The organism is Exiguobacterium sp. SH3S3, assembly GCF_004337115.1.
In the GTDB taxonomy this organism is placed as follows: domain Bacteria; phylum Bacillota; class Bacilli; order Exiguobacteriales; family Exiguobacteriaceae; genus Exiguobacterium; species Exiguobacterium aurantiacum_A.
Map to the genome: position 1 here is coordinate 35,204 of NZ_SJUU01000004.1, position 21,324 is coordinate 56,527.

The 21,324-nt window shown below is 51.3% G+C and carries 29 protein-coding genes; 26 read left to right on the plus strand and 3 right to left on the minus strand.

Annotated features, from left to right (window positions below):
* Positions 1–48 precede the first annotated feature (48 nt).
* The 8 genes from EVJ28_RS04995 (at position 49) to EVJ28_RS05030 (ending at position 8,107) form a co-directional block, all read left to right on the plus strand.
* A complete protein-coding gene (locus tag EVJ28_RS04995) occupies positions 49–603 on the plus strand; it encodes a 5-formyltetrahydrofolate cyclo-ligase (RefSeq protein ID WP_131488188.1) in 555 nt (184 codons plus the stop codon).
* The gene (locus EVJ28_RS05000; RefSeq protein ID WP_131488190.1) at positions 582–1,352 is read left to right on the plus strand and encodes a DUF92 domain-containing protein; all 771 of its coding nucleotides are present in this window, start codon (positions 582–584) and stop codon (positions 1,350–1,352) included. The genes EVJ28_RS04995 and EVJ28_RS05000 overlap by 22 nt, the downstream gene beginning before the upstream one ends.
* A 169-nt stretch (positions 1,353–1,521) precedes the next feature.
* Positions 1,522–2,478, plus strand: a complete 957-nt coding sequence (locus tag EVJ28_RS05005; protein ID WP_131458748.1) for an L-lactate dehydrogenase — start codon at positions 1,522–1,524, stop codon at positions 2,476–2,478.
* Between the two features lie 148 nt (positions 2,479–2,626).
* The gene (locus EVJ28_RS05010) at positions 2,627–3,685 is read left to right on the plus strand and encodes a rhomboid family intramembrane serine protease (protein ID WP_131488193.1); all 1,059 of its coding nucleotides are present in this window, start codon (positions 2,627–2,629) and stop codon (positions 3,683–3,685) included.
* A gap of 15 nt (positions 3,686–3,700) precedes the next feature.
* Positions 3,701–4,717, plus strand: a complete 1,017-nt coding sequence (locus EVJ28_RS05015) for a M42 family metallopeptidase (RefSeq protein WP_131458750.1) — start codon at positions 3,701–3,703, stop codon at positions 4,715–4,717.
* Positions 4,718–4,719: 2 nt separating this feature from the next.
* Positions 4,720–4,914, plus strand: coding sequence for a YqgQ family protein (locus EVJ28_RS05020; protein ID WP_070327032.1), 195 nt, complete (start codon positions 4,720–4,722; stop codon positions 4,912–4,914).
* 93 nt (positions 4,915–5,007) lie between these two features.
* Entirely contained in the window at positions 5,008–5,970 is a 963-nt protein-coding gene (locus tag EVJ28_RS05025) for an ROK family glucokinase (protein WP_304984927.1), read from the plus strand.
* A 256-nt stretch (positions 5,971–6,226) separates the two neighbouring features.
* Positions 6,227–8,107, plus strand: coding sequence for an LTA synthase family protein (locus tag EVJ28_RS05030; RefSeq protein WP_236634046.1), 1,881 nt, complete (start codon positions 6,227–6,229; stop codon positions 8,105–8,107).
* 91 nt (positions 8,108–8,198) lie between these two features.
* On the opposite strand, the gene EVJ28_RS05035 is transcribed toward EVJ28_RS05030, so the two are convergent.
* Positions 8,199–8,378, minus strand: coding sequence for a DUF2759 domain-containing protein (locus EVJ28_RS05035; protein WP_070327033.1), 180 nt, complete (start codon positions 8,376–8,378; stop codon positions 8,199–8,201).
* A gap of 157 nt (positions 8,379–8,535) precedes the next feature.
* On the opposite strand from EVJ28_RS05035, the gene EVJ28_RS05040 reads away from it, so the two are divergent.
* Entirely contained in the window at positions 8,536–9,156 is a 621-nt protein-coding gene (locus tag EVJ28_RS05040) for an MBL fold metallo-hydrolase (RefSeq protein ID WP_131458753.1), read from the plus strand.
* Between the two features lie 38 nt (positions 9,157–9,194).
* Here the strand turns inward: EVJ28_RS05040 and EVJ28_RS05045 are convergent, their stop codons facing one another.
* Positions 9,195–9,458 (minus strand): DUF2626 domain-containing protein, encoded by a 264-nt coding sequence (locus EVJ28_RS05045; RefSeq protein ID WP_070327035.1) that lies wholly within the window; start codon positions 9,456–9,458, stop codon positions 9,195–9,197.
* A 265-nt stretch (positions 9,459–9,723) separates the two neighbouring features.
* On the opposite strand from EVJ28_RS05045, the gene EVJ28_RS05050 reads away from it, so the two are divergent.
* The 16 genes from EVJ28_RS05050 (at position 9,724) to EVJ28_RS05125 (ending at position 20,139) form a co-directional block, all read left to right on the plus strand.
* Complete coding sequence (locus EVJ28_RS05050; RefSeq protein ID WP_016510368.1) at positions 9,724–10,095, plus strand: Spx/MgsR family RNA polymerase-binding regulatory protein; 372 nt, start codon at positions 9,724–9,726, stop codon at positions 10,093–10,095.
* A 59-nt stretch (positions 10,096–10,154) separates the two neighbouring features.
* Positions 10,155–10,973: an ATPase, T2SS/T4P/T4SS family gene (locus EVJ28_RS05055; protein ID WP_236634047.1), complete on the plus strand. Its 819-nt coding sequence runs from the start codon at positions 10,155–10,157 to the stop codon at positions 10,971–10,973.
* Entirely contained in the window at positions 10,943–11,920 is a 978-nt protein-coding gene (locus tag EVJ28_RS05060; protein ID WP_131458755.1) for a type II secretion system F family protein, read from the plus strand. The genes EVJ28_RS05055 and EVJ28_RS05060 overlap by 31 nt, the downstream gene beginning before the upstream one ends.
* Positions 11,921–11,934: 14 nt before the next feature.
* The gene (locus tag EVJ28_RS05065; protein WP_131458756.1) at positions 11,935–12,258 is read left to right on the plus strand and encodes a prepilin-type N-terminal cleavage/methylation domain-containing protein; all 324 of its coding nucleotides are present in this window, start codon (positions 11,935–11,937) and stop codon (positions 12,256–12,258) included.
* Positions 12,255–12,692, plus strand: coding sequence for a prepilin-type N-terminal cleavage/methylation domain-containing protein (locus EVJ28_RS05070; RefSeq protein ID WP_131488197.1), 438 nt, complete (start codon positions 12,255–12,257; stop codon positions 12,690–12,692). Before EVJ28_RS05065 ends, EVJ28_RS05070 begins: the two co-directional genes overlap by 4 nt.
* Positions 12,679–12,915: a hypothetical protein gene (locus EVJ28_RS05075; protein ID WP_070327040.1), complete on the plus strand. Its 237-nt coding sequence runs from the start codon at positions 12,679–12,681 to the stop codon at positions 12,913–12,915. The genes EVJ28_RS05070 and EVJ28_RS05075 overlap by 14 nt, the downstream gene beginning before the upstream one ends.
* The gene (locus EVJ28_RS05080) at positions 12,851–13,345 is read left to right on the plus strand and encodes a hypothetical protein (RefSeq protein WP_131488199.1); all 495 of its coding nucleotides are present in this window, start codon (positions 12,851–12,853) and stop codon (positions 13,343–13,345) included. Before EVJ28_RS05075 ends, EVJ28_RS05080 begins: the two co-directional genes overlap by 65 nt.
* Before the next feature lie 5 nt (positions 13,346–13,350).
* Positions 13,351–13,611 carry a hypothetical protein gene (locus tag EVJ28_RS05085; protein WP_145963149.1) on the plus strand — a complete coding sequence of 87 codons (261 nt, stop codon included), beginning with the start codon at positions 13,351–13,353 and terminating at the stop codon, positions 13,609–13,611.
* Positions 13,604–14,089, plus strand: coding sequence for a shikimate kinase (locus EVJ28_RS05090; RefSeq protein ID WP_236633366.1), 486 nt, complete (start codon positions 13,604–13,606; stop codon positions 14,087–14,089). The genes EVJ28_RS05085 and EVJ28_RS05090 overlap by 8 nt, the downstream gene beginning before the upstream one ends.
* Positions 14,086–14,424: a hypothetical protein gene (locus EVJ28_RS05095; RefSeq protein ID WP_070327043.1), complete on the plus strand. Its 339-nt coding sequence runs from the start codon at positions 14,086–14,088 to the stop codon at positions 14,422–14,424. Before EVJ28_RS05090 ends, EVJ28_RS05095 begins: the two co-directional genes overlap by 4 nt.
* A 147-nt stretch (positions 14,425–14,571) precedes the next feature.
* Positions 14,572–15,645 (plus strand): glycine cleavage system aminomethyltransferase GcvT, encoded by a 1,074-nt coding sequence (gcvT, locus tag EVJ28_RS05100; RefSeq protein ID WP_131458760.1) that lies wholly within the window; start codon positions 14,572–14,574, stop codon positions 15,643–15,645.
* 25 nt (positions 15,646–15,670) lie between these two features.
* Positions 15,671–17,008 carry an aminomethyl-transferring glycine dehydrogenase subunit GcvPA gene (gene gcvPA / locus EVJ28_RS05105; protein ID WP_070327904.1) on the plus strand — a complete coding sequence of 446 codons (1,338 nt, stop codon included), beginning with the start codon at positions 15,671–15,673 and terminating at the stop codon, positions 17,006–17,008.
* Positions 17,008–18,483, plus strand: a complete 1,476-nt coding sequence (gene gcvPB / locus EVJ28_RS05110; RefSeq protein WP_131458761.1) for an aminomethyl-transferring glycine dehydrogenase subunit GcvPB — start codon at positions 17,008–17,010, stop codon at positions 18,481–18,483. Before gcvPA ends, gcvPB begins: the two co-directional genes overlap by 1 nt.
* 166 nt (positions 18,484–18,649) lie before the next feature.
* Entirely contained in the window at positions 18,650–18,961 is a 312-nt protein-coding gene (locus tag EVJ28_RS05115) for an ArsR/SmtB family transcription factor (RefSeq protein WP_236634048.1), read from the plus strand.
* The gene (locus EVJ28_RS05120) at positions 18,954–19,898 is read left to right on the plus strand and encodes a permease (RefSeq protein WP_131458868.1); all 945 of its coding nucleotides are present in this window, start codon (positions 18,954–18,956) and stop codon (positions 19,896–19,898) included. The genes EVJ28_RS05115 and EVJ28_RS05120 overlap by 8 nt, the downstream gene beginning before the upstream one ends.
* A gap of 13 nt (positions 19,899–19,911) precedes the next feature.
* Entirely contained in the window at positions 19,912–20,139 is a 228-nt protein-coding gene (locus EVJ28_RS05125) for a thioredoxin family protein (protein WP_131458867.1), read from the plus strand.
* Positions 20,140–20,198: 59 nt separating this feature from the next.
* Here EVJ28_RS05125 and EVJ28_RS05130 read toward each other — a convergent pair whose 3' ends face one another.
* Positions 20,199–20,579 (minus strand): rhodanese-like domain-containing protein, encoded by a 381-nt coding sequence (locus EVJ28_RS05130; protein WP_016510373.1) that lies wholly within the window; start codon positions 20,577–20,579, stop codon positions 20,199–20,201.
* 164 nt (positions 20,580–20,743) lie between these two features.
* On the opposite strand from EVJ28_RS05130, the gene mntR reads away from it, so the two are divergent.
* Positions 20,744–21,172, plus strand: a complete 429-nt coding sequence (gene mntR, locus EVJ28_RS05135) for a transcriptional regulator MntR (protein WP_070327049.1) — start codon at positions 20,744–20,746, stop codon at positions 21,170–21,172.
* Positions 21,173–21,324 lie beyond the last annotated feature (152 nt).

Sequence of the window (21,324 nt, forward strand, 5' to 3'; positions counted from 1 at the left end):
GGCCGTCACTCATGTGGCGGCCTTTTTTTTCGATAGGAGGAATAACAAATGACAGCTAAACAAGAGCTCCGAAAAGCGGTTCATGTGAATATTCGCGTGCTCACCGATCGTGACGGGCGTGATGAAGCGATCCTACATACCGTGGCGTCGCTCCCTGAGTGGCAACAAGCGCATACGGTCGCACTCACATTGTCACTCGACCTTGAAGTGAATACGCGTCCGCTCATCGATACAGCTTTAAAAGCAGGAAAATCGGTGTTGGTGCCGAAAGTAACGGAACAGGGGCTCACGTTCCACGAAATCAGGACGTTCAGCGACCTCGAGCCGGGGGTAATGGGTATTCTCGAGCCGACGACCGCGGAAACCGACCTCGACATCGATGCCTGTATCGTCCCAGGCCGTGTCTTTGACCGTTCTGGATATCGGATCGGTTGGGGCGGGGGTTATTACGACCGTTTCTTAGCGACATATCGCGGTGCGACGATCGCGCTCGCCTACGACGTACAAGTGCTCGACGAAATACCGATCGAACCACACGACATACCTGTCGAACTGATCGTGACAGAAAGGGAAATGATTCGATGCTCTCAATCGTCCTCGTAACTTGTCTAGTTGCACTGGCCGGATATCGTCTCCGGTCGTTGACGTTCTCTGGGGCGATCTTGACGATCGTGACAGGGACGGTCATCGGGTTTGGTTTTGGCTGGTTCGGGCTGTACTTGCTCGGTGTGTTCTTTTCGACGTCCTCGCTCGCTTCAAAATATCGCGCCCGCGACAAGGCGTCGGTCGATGACATCGTTGAAAAATCCGGGCCGCGTGATTTCGTGCAAGTGCTTGCGAACGGAGGAATCGCCATGCTCACCGCAATCGGAATGGCGATGACTTCGAACGAGGCGTGGCTATTCGCTTACGTCGTTTCAATCGCGGCGGCGACGAGTGACACGTGGGGGTCCGAGTTCGGCGTCCTCGCATCGCGCCGACCGCGCTCCGTTTTGACATTGCGTGAAGTTGAACCGGGGACGAGCGGTGGGGTGTCACCGTTCGGTACGCTCATGTCCATCGCCGGCGCGACGATCATCGTCTTGGCATCGCTCCCGTTCTTGAACATAACGATGGGCACGCTATTTCTATTGATTGCGCTCGGTCTGAGCGGCAGCGTCGTCGATACGTTACTCGGTGCGACCGTGCAACGAAAGTATCGCTGTCGGACGTGCCGAAAACTGACGGAGAAAAAGCTGCATCACGGCGAAGCGACCGACTATGTATCTGGATGGCGCTTTCTCGGCAACGACGCCGTTAATTTCTTGGCGATCGCCTCCGCGGCGGCGATTGGTTTTCTTGTTTTCGCATAAGGGTAGTACAGAGAATGAGGATGTTTCAAACGAATGTGAATTTTGTCACAATATTGCCAAACTGAAAACGGTTTCTCTTGTATTGACTGTTTGTGAATGATGTTACAATCTAGGTGTAACAGACAAAACAAAAACATGAAACAGATTGTTTGAAGGGTGGAAAAACAACATGGAAACATTAAATCATGCAAAAGTAACACGGGTCGCTCTCGTCGGGGCCGGAGCGGTCGGTGCAAGCTTCGCGTATCAATTGACGACAGCGAGCCTATGTGAAGAACTCGTTATCATCGACATCAACAAGGCGAAGGCAGAAGGCGAAGCGATGGACTTGAACCACGGCGTCTCGTTCGCTTCGTCACCGATGCGCGTATGGGCTGGAGATTACACGGACTGCGGTGCTGCAGATATCGTCGTCATCACGGCCGGAGCTCCTCAAAAACCAGGTGAGACACGTCTCGACCTCGTTGAGAAAAATGCGAAAATCATGAAATCGATGATCACTGAAATCATGGCTTCTGGCTTCGACGGTATCATCATCCTCGCGTCAAACCCGGTCGATATCATGACACACTTGGCTTGGAAATACTCGGGTCTTCCGAAACATCGCGTCTTCGGATCAGGGACTGTACTCGATACGTCACGCCTCCGCTACATGCTAGGTGATTACTTCAACGTCGATCCGCGCAACTGCCACGCTTACATCATGGGTGAGCATGGCGATACCGAGTTCGCGGCGTGGAGCAACGCCCGGATTTACGGAAAATCGGTCGAACAGTTGCTTGAAGAGAACGACGAGTATACGTGGGAAGACCTTGAAGACATCTACGTCAACGTTCGTGACGCTGCGTATCACATCATCGAACGTAAAGGCGCGACGTACTATGCGATCGGTCTCGGCTTGCTTCGTCTCGTCAAAGCGGTGCTCCGTAACGAGAACACGTTGCTCACGGTCGGTGCCTACTTGGATGGAGAGTACGGCTTGAACGATATTCATATCGGTGTGCCGGCAATCATCAACCGCCAAGGCGTGCGTCAAGTCGTCGAAATCGAGTTATCAGAAGAAGAGAAGCAGAAAATGCTCCATTCGGCAGACGTGTTGTTGAAAACGATGAAACCTGTTTTATAATATATTCGCGATATAGACGTAGTCGGCGTATGCCGGCTACGTTTTTTATGTGTTGGCACGGACGGCGGACAGATTCAGAAAGCGCCAACTTTTGTCGTCATGATCGAATTGGATTACAATTAAGACAGAAGGAAAGGAGGGGATTCAGTTGACGCAACCGGGATGTTTTTGGGAAGACATTTACCATGCGGTCGAGGCAGGCGGTCGGGTCGAAGGGATACTCGAGCCTTCGCGCGCGCTGCTATTGTTCGACACGAAAGCTGGAGACCTCTATCACCTGTACATAAAGACGGATAAGGCGTGGGCAAACCATGTCGCGATCGAGATCGAGGCGGTCATGAGCTCGTTCCGACTCGCACGACTCGGGCGTGCGAAGCTTCATGTCCATATATACGGCGACGCGCTCGTCGATGAGGAGCGACTTGAGACGTTGTCGTTCCAAGTCGCGGCCAAGGTGAGACTCGACAGGCACACGTGTGGCGATGAACAAGATGAGACCCGGTTTCGGTCGCTCGCGCTCGTACTCGATAAACAGCGAAAAGCCGAACTGAAGAAGCGATTCTCATTCGGTGAACCGCAACTCGTCTATGCGCTCATGATGTTGACATTTGTCGTCATGTGGCTCGCCGAATCGCTCGGCTCGACGCTCGATCCGAACACGCTCATCCGATTCGGCGCCAAAGTCAATCCGCTCATCGACGATGGCGAATGGTGGCGCCTTGTCACACCGATGTTCCTTCATATCGGCTGGTTTCATTTTGCGATCAACATGTTCGCGCTCTGGTCGCTCGGCCCGCTCGTCGAACGCATGTATGGGTCACCGAGGTTCTTGACGATCTATCTGTTGGCGGGCGTCATCGCGTCGACTGCCTCCTACGCGTTCAGTGAGGCGATTTCGGCAGGCGCGTCCGGTGCATTGTTCGGTCTCGTCGGCGCACTGCTCTATTTCGGACTGCGTGACCGTTCGCTGTTCATGAAGACGCTCGGCCCACCGCTGTTTATTATGTTAGGATTAAACGTAGGGCTCGCCTTCGTCCTCGGTGCCAGCTTGGACCACTCGGCCCATGCCGGGGGCCTCATCGGTGGATTTTTGATGGCGGGCGTGGTCGGATTACCTGATGAAACGACAAAAAAATGGCGCCTGTTGTTCACGGTGCTCGCTATTGGATTGACCGGGACATTATACTGGCTCGGATATAATCGATGACAAAGGAGTAACAACATGATTGATACGTTAAAACGATTAGTAGAGATTCCAAGTCCTTCTGGAATGACGCACGAAGCAGTCAGTTACGTCGAACGAGAGCTCACGGACCTCGGGGTCGAGACGAGCCGATTGACGAAAGGGGCACTTTTAGCCACGTTTCCTGGACAAAGTGGCCCGGCCCGTCTCTTGACCGCCCACGTCGATACGCTCGGTGCGATGGTGAAGGAAGTGTTGCCGAGCGGACGCTTGCGGCTGACGCAAGTCGGCGGTTACGCCTGGACCGCGATCGAGGGAGAGAACTGTCTCGTCCATCGCGAGGCGGGCGAGGCGGTGGACGGGACGATCCTCGTTCATCAATCGAGTGTGCACGTCTATAAAGACACGAACAGTGCCGAGCGGACGGCGACTAACATTGAAGTGCGTCTCGATGCCGACGTTCATACGGCGGACGACGTCCGGGCATTAGGCATCGAAGTCGGGGACTTCATCTCGTTCGATCCCCGTTTCAAGCAGACGGAGACGGGTTATGTTAAGTCACGCCATCTCGATGATAAGGCGTCGGTCGCCATCCTGCTCGATTTGGCGCGTGACTTGGTCAAAGCGGACTTGCCACATACGGTCTACTATTTGATTTCCAACTATGAAGAGGTCGGTTTTGGCGGGAACGCCGGGATCCCGGACGAAGTCGATGAGTATATCGCAGTCGATATGGGCGCGCTCGGGGACGGGCAACACTCGGACGAGTACACGGTATCGATCTGTGCCAAAGATTCCTCAGGTCCGTACGACCTCGAGTTGCGTCGTCAGTTCACGAAGCTTTGCCGCGACCACGACATTCCGTTCAAAGTCGACATTTATCCGTTCTACGGTTCGGACGCATCAGCTGCGATCCGGGCCGGCTATGACGTACGACATGCGCTCGTCGGTCCTGGGATCGAGTCGAGCCACAGCTATGAACGGACGCACCAAACATCGCTCGAGGCGACACGAGCGTTGCTGTATCGCTACGCATTGACCGCGATGGGGGAATAATGATGAGAAACTTTTATGACGTGCAACAGTTTTTAAAATCGTTTGGCACAATTATTTACATCGGAGAGCGTGACGCCGAGATCGGTCTCATGATGATGGAGTTAGACGAATTGAACGCCGGTGGGATGATCGAACAGCGCGAGTATGACACGGCAAAGATTATTTTGACGCATGAACTAAAAAATTCAATAGATTGACAGAAAAACCTCTTGTGCAAATGTTTGCACAAGGGGTTTAATAGTGTAGACTATTGAATGAAAGCGATTTATTTGAGACGAGGAGTGGAATGCATGAAGTGGTTATTAGGAATCGACATCGGCGGGACGACGGTGAAAATGGCCGTCCTAGACATGAACGGGATCATTTCAGACAAGTGGGAGATCAAGACGGACATCCGTGATAATGGGGTACATATCCCGACAGATATCGCCGCCTCGTTTGAAGCGTACCTTCAGCAATCGGGAAAAGTGAAGCATGATTTTGCGGGTGCGGGAATCGGAGCTCCGGGATTCATCAACTTCTCAGAAGGTGTCGTCGAATACTCGCCGAACATCGGATGGAAGAACTTTGAGCTCGTTAGCGAATTCGAGAAAGCGGTCGGATTGCCGGCCGTGCTCGAGAATGACGCGAACGCGGCCGCGCTAGGGGAGATGTGGAAAGGCGCCGGTGAAGGAGCGTCTGAACTGCTCGCAATCACACTCGGTACGGGTGTCGGAGGCGGTGTCATCACGAACGGGAACATCGTCCATGGGGCGGCCGGCATGGCTGGTGAGATCGGACATATCACGGTCGAGCGCGACGAGGCGAAAGCGGTCATGTGTGGATGTGGGCGCAAAGGCTGCATCGAGACGATCGCCTCAGCAACCGGCATCGCCCGTCTCGCTTTACAAAAGCGTAAAGGGAGAACGACGTCATTGAACGAGTTAGGTGAAGTGACGGCTCGCGATGTGTTTGAAGCCTATAAAGCGAAAGACGAGGTCGCGACAGAAGTCGTCGAAGAGATGACGGAATATCTCGGGTTGACGATTTCAAACATCGCCAACACGTTGAACCCTAAAATGATCGTGATCGGCGGCGGCGTTTCAAAAGCGAGACAAGCTTTGCTCGAGCCGCTTGATGAACAATTTAAGCGGTTTGCCCTTGAACGGGTATATACGTCGACGACGTTCAAAATTGCCGAACTCGAGAATGACGCCGGGGTCATCGGCTGCGCTTGGCTGGCACGAAAACATTTTTTGCCGACTAGAGTCTAACCTGTAAAGCACACATGCGATTTCGCATGTGTGCTTTTGACGTACAAAGGGAATTGTAAAGGTATGGTTGATTTTTTGTTAAAAAAGGGGTAAGATTTGGACTTGATACTGGACTGTTACCGTTAGTGAAATAGATAACAAGCCAACTACATGTTATTGAACTTATTCATGGCGCATCCTGCTTGAGGACGTCTTAAAACTGAAAAGAGGAGGAGGCCGTCAGATGAAGTCATCTCAAAGCTTATCGAAGCTGACTATGCGACTGAATGAAACGGTCCGCGCTTCGTTTCAAGAATATCGGTTATTTTGGATATTTAGTTTATTACTTTGGACGAAGACGTACGTAGTTTACCAATTTTTCTTTGACATCCCGATTGAAAACACAGCTCAAGCGTTCATCTTGTTGATCAGTCCGATCAGCTCGACCTTGTTCTTGTTCGCTTTTAGTTTCTTCTTTAAAGGAAATAAGCAAAAGTGGGTGCTGTATACCCTTTATGCGGTCGCCTCGTTCCTGTTGTTCGCGGACGCTGTCTACTACCGCGAGTTTACGGACTATTTGACGATGCCTGTCATTTTGCAACCGTCGAACATGGAGACGCTGTCGACTTCATTCATGTCACTGCTTGAATGGAAAGACTTGATCATTCTTTTGGACGTGCTCGTTTTGCCGTTCGTACTACGGAAGATCAATACGTTGCAAACCGCCGCGTCTCACCGCCGGGCGCTCATCACGTTCGTGGCAGCTGTCGCCGTGTTCTTGTTCAACTTGTCGCTTGCTGAGACGGAACGCCCTGAACTGTTGACGCGTTCGTTCGACCGTGAGCTGCTCGTCAAAAACATCGGGACGTTCAACTTCCACGTCTATGACGCGATGCTTCAAACGAAGACGTCCGCGCAGAAAGCGATGGCCGATGGGTCGGAGTTAGCCAAGATTGAAAAGTATACCCGCCAAAACTATGCGGCGCCGAATCCGGATTTGTTCGGAAAATATAAAGGCAAAAACGTGGTCGTCGTCTCGCTCGAGTCGACACAAAACTTCACGCACAATATGAAAGCCGCGAACGGCGAGTATATCACGCCGAACTTGAACAAGCTGATCGAAGAGTCCCATTACTGGCCAAACTATTACCATACGGTCGGGCAAGGGAAAACGTCAGACGCCGAGTTCGCCCTCGATAATTCGCTGTATGGCCTGCCACGTGGAGCCGTTTACTTCACGAACGCTGATAATGAGTACCAAGCTCTTCCTGAACTGATCAAAGAAGAGAACTATTATTCGGCCGTGTTCCATGCGAACAACAAATCATTTTGGAACCGCGATTTGATGTACAAGAATACCGGTGTCGACATGTTCTATGATGAGAAGAGTTACGACCTTGGGAATCCTGAGGACATGACGGAGTGGGGCTTGTTGGACGATAGTTTCTTTGAACAATCGATTCCGATGCTCGAGGAACTCCCGCAACCGTTCTATGCGAAGTTCATCACGCTCACGAACCATTTCCCGTATACGATGCCGAGCGAGGATTACGAACTCGTGCCGAAATTCGAGACGAACTCGACGACGCTTAACAACTTCCCGCAGGCACTCGCTTACCAAGACTATGCGCTTGGCCTGTTCATCGACCAACTGAAACAGAACGGGATGTGGGAAGATACGATTTTCGTCGTGTACGGTGACCACTACGGCATTTCGACAAACCATAACGACGCGTTGGCCGACTTGCTCGGTAAAGAAGAGTTGACGCCGTATGATGTGGCGAAACTTCAACAAGTGCCGTTCGCCATCCATTTGCCGGGCCAAGAAACAGGCGAAGTCCATGAGACGATCGGAAGTCATATCGACATGAAGTCAACGCTCCTGCACTTGCTCGGCATCGATACGTCGGACTTGGTCGGGTTCGGGAACGACTTGTTCGCTGAAGACCGCAACAGTCGTGCCATCTTCCGAGACGGCACGGTCGTCACGGAAGATTACGTGTGGACGCAATCGATGTGTTACGATGCGACGACTGGAGAAGCGGTTGAAGATACGACACTTTGCGGACCGGTCACGGAAGAAGCCGAAAAAATCCTGCAAATGAACGATGACTTGATCTATTCGGATTTGCTTCGCTTCAAAGAACAAACCGATTAATAATCAAGAGCTAGCGCTGACCGTTAAACGTCAGCGCTTTTTTTGCGGAATAAAAAAAGACGACCGCAGTCGTCTTCGTAGTAAGTCAACATTAACCTGGGATTCCACCGAAAATCAATGTTGCGACGCCGAAGAATCCAAAGACGAGCGCGGTGATTCCGGCAAACGCAAGTGGAAAGAATTGGCGTTTTTTGAATGAACGGGCCATCCCCCAAAGTGCAACAAGTGCTACGATGAGTGAAATCCATCCAAATGGCTCATACAAATGCATGACGAGTTCCCCCTTTATTATACGTCATGAAATTCATAAAAATTTCACTGAAATATCACTATTATTTTATCCGAAATAACACACGCTGTCGAGCAAAGGTTGCCACCGCTACAATTTTGCCACAATATCGTTTAGAATGGTTGTGGAGGTGTTTTAGATGAATATTGTAAAAATCACATCGGGCCTTGCCCAAGAGAACGGATACGTGCTCGAACAAGACGGAACGGTCGTTATCGTCGACCCGGGCACGGACGACCCGAAATTCTTTGAGGTGGTGGAACGTTTCGGCGGATTGAACGCCATTTTGTTGACGCATGCCCACTTTGACCATATCGGCGGAATCGACGCGCTGCGCGATCGCTATCCGGTGCCGGTCTATGTTCATGAAGCCGAGCGGTCATGGCTCGCCGACGGCGAAAAGAACGGGGCGGCGAAATTCCATCTTCCGCACTCGTCGATGCGACCGGCCGAACGGATTTATCAAGGTAAGAAGCTGGAGATTGGTGCGTTTACAATCGAGTTGCACCACACGCCGGGCCACTCACCAGGGAGTGTCACCTTGCACATCCCGAGCGAACGTGTCGCCTTTTGCGGGGACTTGATCTTCAAACAATCGGTCGGCCGGACCGATCTTTTCGGCGGCGACCAATCGACGCTCCTCGGGTCGATCGATCGGATGCGTCAATTATTGCCGGCCGAGACGGTGCTCTATTCAGGTCACGGACCGAAGACGACACTCGAAGCTGAAATTCGTTCAAATCCATTTTTTGAGCGGTGAACATAAAAAAAGATTGTCTCGACGAGAGACAATCTTTTTTACATTTGGAAGTTACTCCAATACGTGAAGACGACGAAGAAAACAGTCAAATAAGCGCCGAACACGTATACATACGTTTTTTCAGTCAGTTTCAAGTAGCCTAGTGCGACAAAGAAAATTGTTTGAGCTAAAAAGACAAGACCCATTACGACGAAGTCACCAGTATGTTCGCTACTGCTTTGATCTCCACCGAGTGCGCCCACGAAAGCCAGCGCCGCGATCAACCCAGTCCAAAAGCCTAGGACACGGAACATTCTCGCCATGTTAATCCCCCCATACGTACATTATTCCATTCTCATTCACTATTTTACCAACACATTCAGAAAAATGCTATGAAAACGTGTGAATTGAGCAAAATAATCGTGAAAAATATGTGAAATCAAGATGTTGTACAAAGTTGTACAAAAAACCAAAAAAAGTTGTACAAACTATGTACAAAGTACAGGATAGGTTGTATAATCAACTTACAAGCATTGAACGGAACAGGTTGTCAAATAAAAGGAGGCGCTGAAAGTGGCAAGTGAACTTATGTTTTATACGTATCCAAGCTGTACGTCGTGTCGAAAAACGAAAGCGTTTTTACAAGAGCAACAACTTGATGTGAACGAACGCCATATTTTCCGAGACGCTCCGACGGTAGACGAACTCTTGACGCTACTTGCACTTAGCGAAGACGGAGTCGATTCACTCCTAGCAACGAGAAGTCAAGCGTTCAAACAGCTCAACGTTGACGTCGATGAATTGAAACTGAGCGAATTGCTGAAGTTGATGAGCGAAAATCCGAAGCTGTTGAAACGCCCGATTTTGACAGACGGTAAAGAAGTTATTGTCGGCTACGACAAGGCGTCAATCGAGACGTATGCCCGCCGCCATGATTTGACTTCGGTAAACGTTTCATAAGACAAGTCCACTTTCCTAAGAGTGGGCTTTTTTTTATGCTCATTTATGAGGTGGGGACAATGAAACTGGTGATTGATCGATTGATTAAAGCGGCGCGACGGCTCGAGGCGAGCGATGTCCATTTCATGCCAGGCAAAGACGCCGTTATCGTACAGGCGCGTCACGGGACGTCGATCACAAAGCTTGAGACGATACCACGTCCAGACTACGAACGGCTCACATTACATATGAAATATTGGTGTTCATTGGCTGAAACGGATCATCGGGTTCCGCAATCCGGGATATATGATCGGAACGAAGAAATGATCCGGGTCACGTTTTTGCCGTCATTTACTGATGTGCTCATGTCATGGCGTCTGCCGAACGTCTCGTTCCAACTTCAAGAGTTGTTATCTGAAGTGGATGTGTTGCGTTTTCAAGGCATGGCTGAGCTGCGGCACGGCTTGTTTTTAATCGGTGGCGCGACCGGGGCCGGAAAAACGACAGTCCTCTATGCTTTTCTTGAAAGTTTGAAGAACCACCGGATCGTGACGATCGAAAACCCTCCCGAACAGCAATTGACAGGTGTGATCCAGCTCGAGGTGAATGTATTGGCAGGACTGGATCATAAACGTTTGTTGAAAGAAACGTTGCGAGCCGACCCGGATATCATCGTTGTCGGGGAGGTGCGGACGAGTGAAGAACTGCGTGTCGCGCATGATGCGGCACTGAGCGGACATTTGACGATCGCGACGTTTCATACGGCGAGTATCGAAGACGGTGAACGCCGTCTCGAACAGTTGATCGGCAAAGTAGAGGTGCCGCGCCATTGGTGTGTGTTGCAGCGGAGAGAGGAGGTGACTTGCTCATGGTCGATGTCCGTTCCAGTAGGGAGCTGAACACGATCCGGCGCTTCCTGCGACTGCAAGCACGAGGGGTCGGGTTGAAAAAGACGTTCGAGACGCTCGAGTTGCATGAGCGGGGGAAGCAAAAACAACTGATTCGTGTGATGCGGCAAAAGCTCGAGAGTGGTCTGGCACTCGCCGACGTGTTCTCTGAACTCGTCACGGATGCCCGCATGCGAGACATGCTTGTCACGGCGGAACGGGGACATCATTTCATTGAAGGTCTAGAACAAGTGCTTGCCTTATCGATGATGCGTCGAGGCCTGCAGCAAGAGTTAAAACAACTGGCGAGGTATCCGCTCGTCATCTTGACGATGCTTTTAGGGCTTGGTGCCATTTATGCGCTGTACATCTTTCCGAAATTGCTCTCGATGGTGCAGGTCGACGATTTAGACGGAATCAGCGGCATCCTCTTGTCACGAGGTTTTTTCCCGGGCTTGTTCGTCGCGCTCATCTTGACGGGCGGCGGGAGCTATTGGGTCGTGAAGCGAGGCCGGTCCGTCCCGATCCAATTCGTCGAGCGGGGAAGACGACTGTATGTCACGTATTTGTTTGTCAGCGAACTGTCCTTACTGAGTGAAGGGCAAATTTCGGTGCGTCACGTCATCGAGCGTCTCTCTTATGGAGAAGGGGAAGTGGCGCAAATCGCCCGGCGCATCCATGACCGGATGTCTGGTGGAATCGAGTTGGAGGCGGCGGCCCGAGAGGAACGTCTGCTCGACCATGAAGTCGTCAGCTTGTTCGGGGTCGGGACGGTGAGTGGAGATCTCGGATTGATTATGGCGTTACATCGAGACTTGATCTTTGAAGAGATGGAACTGTATTGGAAGCAACTGATCGCCAAGACGGAGCCGCTTTTGTACGGCTTCTTGACCGTCATGGTGACGATGATGTTCTATACGATTTATTTGCCGGTCAAACTAATTATGGCCCAACTATGAGGAGGAGAATTATCGTGGCAAAATTCAAATCAGACTGTCAGGCAGAGCAAGGATTCACACTCGTTGAAATGGCGGCAGTCTTACTAATCATCTCGGTCTTGTTGCTGCTACTCGTCCCGTCTATGTCGGACGGGAAGTCACGGGCGGATAGCGTCAGTTGTGAAGGGAGCGTACGGATTGTCGAATCTGAAATCAATTTATATTATGCGGAACATAAGGCGTATCCGGAATCGCTCGCCGTCATCAAACGTGCTTCGACCGAGAACCCGCTCGAATATAGCTGTCAGTCGATGACGTACACGTACACGCCGAGCACAGGTGCGTTGGCGCTGAAATGAGACAAGGCGGCTATACGCTCGTCGAGATGGCTTGGGTACTCGTCGTCCTGTCGTTACTCCTTTTAGTGGCGACACCTACCGTCCGTTCGATGGACCGACTCGCGCTCATCGACTTCACGGAGGCGCTCGTCCAAGACATCGCCGAGGTCGGTCAGTATCCGTACGTGGCCGCCGATGAAAAATGTGTCCCGCGCTTGAGATGGTATATGAAAGAACGGCGGTATCACATCACGTGCGGGACGACGTCGATCACTTCAGGCATCGTTCCCGACGGTGTCGAGATGAGTCTGCCGACAACGAACGAAATCGTCTTTTCAAAGTCGGCGGCGACGTATGCCGGACAGTGGAAATTTTACACGGGCCAAGTCGCGGTCACGTTGAAGTTCAGGATGGGCACGTATGAGCCGGAGGTGATCCATAGTGGGGGAGGATGAGCAAGGCGTCACGTTTTGGGAAGTTTGTTTAAGTCTAGCCCTCCTGCTCGGATGGGTCGGTGTGATTGCGCCGTTCGTTACGGCGGGTACGGAGCGGGTGGAGCGTCTCGAGGCGACGGTTCGGACTTATGAACGGCTTCAAGGGGAGGTGTTGCTCGATGCGGCCGATCCAAGCGGTGAAGTTGAAATTTGTGAACAAGACATATGTCTGCCGACGCTCTGAGGGTGGCTTCACGTTGCTCGAGATGACGTTCACATTATTGTTGCTCCCCTTGTTCATCGGGCTACTCGTCCACTTTTTAGCGCTCGGGGAGGCGTTTTACGAACAACCGCGCGGTCAAGTGAACACGACACCACAACTCATCGTTCGCAAACTGTTCGACAGTCGTGACTGTCAGGTGCGAGAAGGTAGACTCGTCGGTACGTACGTTCGACCCGATGAGACGACGTGGATGTGGACGCTCAAGCAGATCAATCGGAACTTAGTCATGGTAGGCGAAGAGGGAGGGAACTTGTTATTTATAAGAGGAATCGATGGTTATCGCGTCGAACCGTTAGGAAACGGCTACCGGATTCAGTGGACCGACTCGATCGGTCCGCGGGAGAAGTCCGTGATGTGCATGCGCTCGGGTTCTTCGTCATCTCTACGCTAGTCCTCTTGACGTGGCTATTAGCTGCAGCTTTGTTTTGGTATACTGATATCGAACGAAGCACGGAACGTCTGACGCTCGAAATTTTGGCGATTCGCTTCGAATCCCATCTCATGGTCGCCAAACATTCGTGCCAGACAGAAGCAGAGATCATCGTCAAACCGACGGGTACGATTTTCTGCCGACCGCTCGGGCCAGGTACGACGGAGGTCGAGATCCGGTTGAAGACGGGAGAGAAGCATAAAGAGGTGATTTATTTCGATGACTAGACCGTTTTACATCATCGGGTTTATGGGTACAGGTAAATCAAGCTTAAAACGATATCTTGAAAAATCGAATCATGTCATCGATTTGGATGAAGCGCTCGAACGGCATCTTGGAATGGGTTTACCTGCTTATTTCGCCCGACACGGTGAGAGCGCGTTTCGAGCCGAAGAGACGGCGATGCTTCGAAACGTTCATGCGGACTATATCGTGACAGGTGGCGGAATCGTCGAGCGCTCAGAAAATATCGAATGGATGCGGCGGCATGGGCGCATCGTTGCCCTTGAGTTGCCGTTCGAACTGTGTTGGGGGCGCATTAAAGACTCGGACCGTCCGCTCGTGCAACTTGGTAAAAGGAGCGTCGAGGCGCTATACGAGCGCAGGCGTCCGCTTTACGCTTACGCCGATGTGACAATCGACGCCTCATTGAGCTCGGAAGCGATTGCTTGTGAACTAGATCGGTTGAAGGAGGAAGACAGATGATTTGGATTAATCTTGGTATTATCGTGCTCGCACTCGTCGGGCTAGGTGGATACGGATTTTTATTGTATCGGAACAAAATGAAGACCGATCTGCGCCGTGTGAAACGGTTGACGGAACGGTTTACGATTCGAATGAACGTGATTCAAGGCTTGGTCGGTGAGATCAAACAGCACATCGACACGGTCAACGCATCGGTGAAGCAAATGAAGGCTTATTCGGTTAAAGTGAAAGACGAGTCGCTCGAACTGAAACAGGCAACGGTCGGCCTTACGAAGGAAATTAAGCGGACCGCTGGAATCGATCGTTCAGGCGTTTCCACTGAGACTGAAATATGAAATAATGAGGATGAAAACGTTTTCGTTTTCAATCCTCTTTATTTTTGCCCATTTTTGCTAGGCAGCGCGTCAAAAAATTGATAGAGTGGAATAGAAAACGAAATATTTCATCAAATGCATTACTTACGTTCGGGATTGGGGGATATTATGGAGAAGTTAACGTTGAAACGTACGCCTTTGTACGACCTGATTTCTACGAAGGCGAAGATGGTGGATTTTGCGGGGTTTGAGATGCCCATCATGTTCTCGTCAATCAAAGAAGAGCATCAAGCGGTTCGGGAGCGGGTTGGTATGTTCGATGTATCGCACATGGGGGAAATTCGGATTGAAGGTCCGGACGCGTTCGAAAACGTCCAACGTCTTGTGACGAATGACGTCTCGAAGCTGAATATCGGGCAAGCGCAATACAACTTGTTCTGTTTACCTGACGGCGGGGTCGTCGACGACCTGCTCGTCTATCGGCTCGATGAAGACGCGTATTGGCTCGTCGTCAACGCCTCGAATATTGAAAAAGACGCGGCCCACGTCCGTCGATACGTATCAGGGGACGTCACTGTGACCGATGAATCGGATGCGTACGGTCAAATCGCGATCCAAGGTCCGATTGCAGAAACAGTACTCGGACGAATCACGGACTTACCACTACATGAGATCAAGTTCTTCCGGTTTTTGAGCGGCGACGTTGCCGGTGTGCCAGCAATCATCTCGCGGAGCGGCTATACAGGTGAGGATGGGTTCGAAGTATACGCCCGGGCCGAAGACGTCGCGAAGATTTGGACTGCGCTCGAAGCAGAACAAGTGACGCCGTGCGGGCTCGGTTCACGTGACACGCTCCGTTTTGAAGCTTGTCTGCCGCTGTACGGGCATGAGTTAGACGAGACGGTGACGCCGTTCGAGGCCAACTTGAACTTTGCGGTCAAGCTCGATACCGACTTCGTCGGGAAAGATGCCCTCGTCAAACAAAAAGAAGATATTCCGCGCCGTCTGATCGGCTTGAAGCTACTCGGCCGCGGGATTGCCCGACAAGGTGCGCCCGTCTTGTTTGACGGCGAGACGATCGGCGTCGTCACGACGGGAACGATGCCGCCAACCGTTAACGAATCGATCGCTTGGGCCCGGATCGATCGCCGGTTTGTCGAACAATCAAACTTCATCGTCGAAGTTCGGGGCAAACAAATAGAAGCCGAACGTGTGCCGACACCGTTCTATAAACGTAAATGATACAGGGGGATTCAGAATGAACAGAATGGAATTTCGTTATTTACCGATGACCGAGCAAGACGAACGCGATATGCTCCAGACGATCGGTGTCGAATCGATCGAAGATTTGCTTGAAGATATCCCGGCCACGCTCCGGGAGACGGCATCGTTATCTGCCATCGGCGCTCCGCTCCCAGAAGTCGATCTCGTCCGCCACATGACGAAGCTTGCCGAGAAGAACCTTCACACGAAATCACATCCGAGTTTTCTAGGAGCCGGCATGTACGACCACTTGTCGCCAAGCGTCATGAACCATATGTTGCTCCGTTCTGAGTTTTACACGGCGTATACGCCGTATCAACCTGAAATTTCACAAGGTGAACTGCAAGCGATGTTCGAGTTCCAGACGATGATTTGTGAACTGACGGGGATGGACGTCGCCAACTCGTCGATGTATGACGGCATTACCGCACTCGCGGAAGCGACGTACCTCGCGAGCGCTCATACGAAGAAGAAACGTGTCATCGTCTCCGGTGCTGTTCACCCGGAAGCGAAAGACGTCATCCGCACATACGCGGATGGACCGGGACTTTCAGTTGAATATACGCATGTTGCGGCCGGCGTGACGGATTTGACGGACGTCGATTTGACGGACGCCTCGTGTCTCGTCGTTCAGTACCCGAACTTCTACGGTCGCGTCGAGGACTTGGCGACGCTCGCGAAAGCGGCCCATGATGCCGGTGCGCTCTTTGTCGTATCGAGTAACCCGCTCGCACTCGGTATTTTAGAGTCTCCTGGTGCGCTCGGTGCCGACATCACGGTCGGCGATGCCCAACCGTTCGGGATCCCACAAAGTTTCGGTGGTCCATCGTGTGGCTACTTCGCCGTCAAAAAGGCGCTCATGCGTAAACTGCCGGGTCGTCTCGTCGGTCAGACGGTCGACGAGGACGGGAAACGCGGCTTCGTCTTGACGCTACAGGCACGGGAACAGCATATCCGCCGCGATAAAGCGACATCAAACATCTGCTCGAACCAGGCGCTCAACGCGCTCGCCGCCTCGATCACGATGTCCGCGCTCGGGAAATATGGGATTCGTGACATGGCCGTCCGCAACATTCAAACGGCCCACTATATGAAAGAGGCACTGAAGTCGGCCGGTTACCCAATCATCGACGAAGGACCGATGTTCAACGAGTTTGTCGTCGATTTCGGTATCGATGCCGAAACCGTGTCACGCCGCTTGCTTGACAATGGGATCATCGGTGGATTGCCGCTCGGAACGTATGATGCTGATCGTCAAACACAGATGTTGCTATGTGCGACCGAACTGCGCACGAAAGAAGAGATTGACGGATTTATTGAAGTGGTTGGGGGGACGAACTGATGCAACACGAACAAACGCTCATTTTTGAAGTGTCACGTGCCGGACGTACCGGTTACAACTTGCCGACACCGACCGTACCAGAAGTTGATATCGAGGCGCTGTTACCGGCGTCGATGATTCGTCATGAGGTGGCCGAACTGCCGGAAGTGTCGGAACTAGATGTCGTTCGTCACTATACGTCGCTGTCGACGCGGAACCACGGTGTCGATTCCGGCTTCTATCCGCTCGGATCATGTACGATGAAATACAACCCGAAAGTGAACGAAGATATGGCACGTCTGCCTGGGTTCGCCCACATCCACCCGCTCCAACCGATCGAATCGGTGCAAGGGGCGCTCGAGATGATGGTCGACCTTCAAGACCAGCTCGCTGAAATCACGGGGATGGACGAAGTGACGCTCCAACCGGCAGCCGGTGCCCACGGGGAATGGACCGGACTCATGTTGATCAAAGCGTTCCACCAGCATAACGGCGATATGAATCGGACGAAAGTACTCGTCCCAGACTCGGCGCACGGGACAAACCCAGCTTCGGCCGTCGTCGCCGGATTCGAGACGGTCACGGTCAAATCGGATGAGCGGGGACTTGTCGACCTCGCTGACTTAAAAGCGAAAGTCGGAGCCGACACGGCAGCGCTCATGCTCACGAATCCGAACACGCTCGGGTTGTTCGAGGCGGACATTCTTGAAATTTCCAAAGTCGTCCATGAGGCAGGCGGTAAACTGTACTACGACGGGGCCAACTCGAACGCGATTCTAGGGATCGCCCGTCCTGGTGATATGGGCTTTGACGTCGTCCACTTGAACTTGCACAAGACGTTCACAGGACCGCACGGCGGCGGCGGCCCGGGCTCGGGACCGGTCGGCGTCAAGCGCGACTTGATCCCGTACTTGCCGACACCGATCGTAAACAGAGCGGATTCAGGCTTTACGCTCGATTACGATCGCCCGCAGTCGATCGGACGCATCAAACCGTTCTATGGAAACTTCGGCATCAACGTACGCGCCTACAGCTACATTAAGACGATGGGCGCCGAAGGGCTGACGCGCGTCTCACGCGAAGCAGTGTTGAACGCCAACTACATGTTCGCCCGTTTGAAGGACGCGTTCGATGTGCCGTACGACACGTACTGCAAGCACGAATTCGTCTTGTCAGGTAAACGTCAAAAAGCACTCGGTGTCCGTACGCTCGACATCGCCAAACGATTGCTCGACTTCGGATACCATCCGCCGACGATCTACTTCCCGCTCAACGTCGAGGAGTGCATCATGATCGAGCCGACCGAGACGGAATCGAAAGAGACGCTCGACGCGTTCTGTGACGCGATGCTCCAAATCGTCAAAGAGGCAGAAGAGAATCCGGAGATCGTTCAGACGGCGCCGCACACGACGGTCATCAAACGACTCGACGAGACGCTCGCTGCCCGTAAGCCGGTATTGAAGTATGAGCGACGTCAACCATCGTCAATCAACTAAGCCACAACCCGCTCGCAATTCGCGAGCGGGTTTTTGATTTGTGCCAAGATGAGTGGTTGTGACGATTGTATGAACTAAAAAATGTCTTAAATGTGAATAGTTGAATAAGTGTGTGGACTTGAAACTATATAACTAGCAAACTAGTTATATAAAGGAGGTGATGAAGATGGAATGGGCTTTGAAAACAGACGAAGAACTTCGTGAATCCTTACGTATCTGTCAATTTGATGAGGAAGAGCTCGAGCGACAAGCCGCCTTCCATAAAGGGCTGGCAGATCCAACTCGGTTAAAGATCGTCCGCCTGTTAGGCATAGTCCCGATGTGCTTATGTGAACTGTCGAGCGCGCTCGAGATGCCGAACTCTACGTTGACACATCACCTCCGTTTGCTAGAGCGTGGTGAAGTCATTCGCTCGACACGTTTGGGACGGAACACCGTTTTTCAATTGATAGAGAAAGAAGTGGGTGAACATGTTTGATCGGATTGGAGACTTTATCGCATACGACGTCCTTGATCTAAGTGGCCGTTTCGGTGAAGCTGTACAATTTTTCGTGATGGACGTCGTGAAAATAACCGTGCTGATGAGCATTATGATTTTTGTGATCGGATATATTCGCAGTTATTTCCCTGTAGAAAAAGTTCGCGACTATTTGAGTGGCAAGCGGAAAATTGGCGGATATATTGGTGCCGCTGGTCTAGGCGTCTTGTCACCATACTGTTCCTGCTCGACGATCCCCTTTTTCATCGGGTTCGTGGAAGCGGGTATTCCGCTCGGGATGACGTTCACGTTTCTCATCACGTCACCGATTGTGAATGAAATTTCCATCGTCCTTCTCATCTCGATGTTCGGTTGGAAGATCGCGTTCTTATATGTATTTGCAGGGGTGATGGTCGCATTGTTCGCTGGCCTGCTAATTGAAAAGTTACATCTTGAAAAGTATGTGCAAGACTACGTATATCGCATCAAAAGTCAACAAGTCGCGGTCACGGTTGAATTATCACAAGCAGATCGTTTAGTGACAGCGCTCAATGGCGTCTATGAGACCGTAAAAAAAGTGGGGCCTTATTTACTGATAGGGATTGCGATTGCGGCAGGGTTTCACGGGTTCATACCGGCTGAGTTCATTATGCGTGTCGCAGGGGGAGATAACTGGTATGGCCCAATCATTGGAACGTTGATCGGGGTTCCGCTCTATTCCAATGCGATCGGGACGTTGCCGGTCATCGAAGTGCTCGTTGGGAAAGGAATGGCGATCGGAACGGCTCTTGCGTTCATGATGTCGACCGTCGCTTTGTCTGTACCTGAAGGTCTATTGTTGAGCCGGGTGTTGAAGAAAGAGCTCGTCATCATTTTCTTCGTCATTGTGACGTTAGGGATCATGATAATTGGTTACTTATTCAATTTTATACTATGAGGAGGAGTCGAACATGAACATAAAGATTTTAGGAACCGGGTGTCGCAATTGTAAGACGCTGGAGCAAAACGTCGTAGAAGCGTTACGGCTAACTGGAAAGACAGCGACGGTTGAAAAAGTGACGGATATCGAACAAATCATGTCATATGGAATTATGAGCACGCCTGGCCTTGTCGTCAATGAGGAAATTAAATCGGTAGGGACAGTTTTAACACCAAAGTCAATCGCTAAATTCTTTTGAACGTTCAATCAAACAAGCGTTGCCCCAACGAATGTTGGAGCAACGCTTGTTTGTGAGGGTCAGTCTTTTTTGACTTTCCCTTTCCAGTTTTTAAATCCGCCTTCAAGCATATAGATGTCGGTGTAGCCATTTTTCATGAGCAGTTTGGCTGCCTGGTTCGTACGTGACTTGCCTTGGCAGTACATGAGGATCGGTTGATCTTTCCGTAGCTCTTTCATCCGAAGTTTCATCTGGCCGACCGGGATATTACGGGCCCCGATGATATGGCCTCCCTTGTACTCATTCGGTTCACGGACGTCAATCAGTTGTCCTTTGCGGAGCGAAGCACGAAATTCTTCTTGTTTCATTTTTTTCAAACCACGAGCCGGCATGAAGCGCCAGACGATATATGCGATGAGCGCAGCCCAGAGGATGATGACGAGGATTGTTTCGATTCCCATTGATGTTCTTCCTTTCTTTATTAAGTTTCACCAACATTCATTATAAAGAATTTAAGGTCATGAGACAATGATTGACTAGACGATTTGCCCGTTCTGCTTTCGGTTTTACACGGGTTACGCTAAAATGGAGATTGGAGAACGGAACATAAGGGGAGGCTACGCCCATGCCGACACCGAGTATGGAAGACTACTTAGAACGAATCTACTTACTGATGGTCGAGAAAGGATACGCCCGTGTATCTGATATCGCCGAACATTTAGGGGTGCATCCCTCCTCAGTCACGAAAATGGTGCAAAAGTTAGACCGGGAAGGTTATTTGGTGTATGAAAAATACAGAGGCCTGATGTTGACGAATAAAGGGCAGAAGATCGGCAAGCGGCTCGTCGAGCGGCATACGATGCTCGAGTCGTTCCTACGGCTGATCGGGGTCGATGAAGCGCACGTCTATGAGGATGTTGAAGGCATCGAACATCATTTGAGCTCGAACACGCTCGACTGCATGACCCAATTCGTCGAATTCTTTGAAGACAAACCCGAGCTGATGGAGCAGTTTCGACAGTTTCAGGAACTAAATATGACACGCGATGAGTGAAATCGACCGCGATCCGATCGTCGAATCGGGTAGCGGTCTTTTTATGCACCTGAACCAAAAACCGAACATTAACATCATGTTATTGAATTAAAGTCTATTTTTAGGGTGATTGTATGATAGAATAGTTGCTGGATAGATAAATGAGGGGGTGA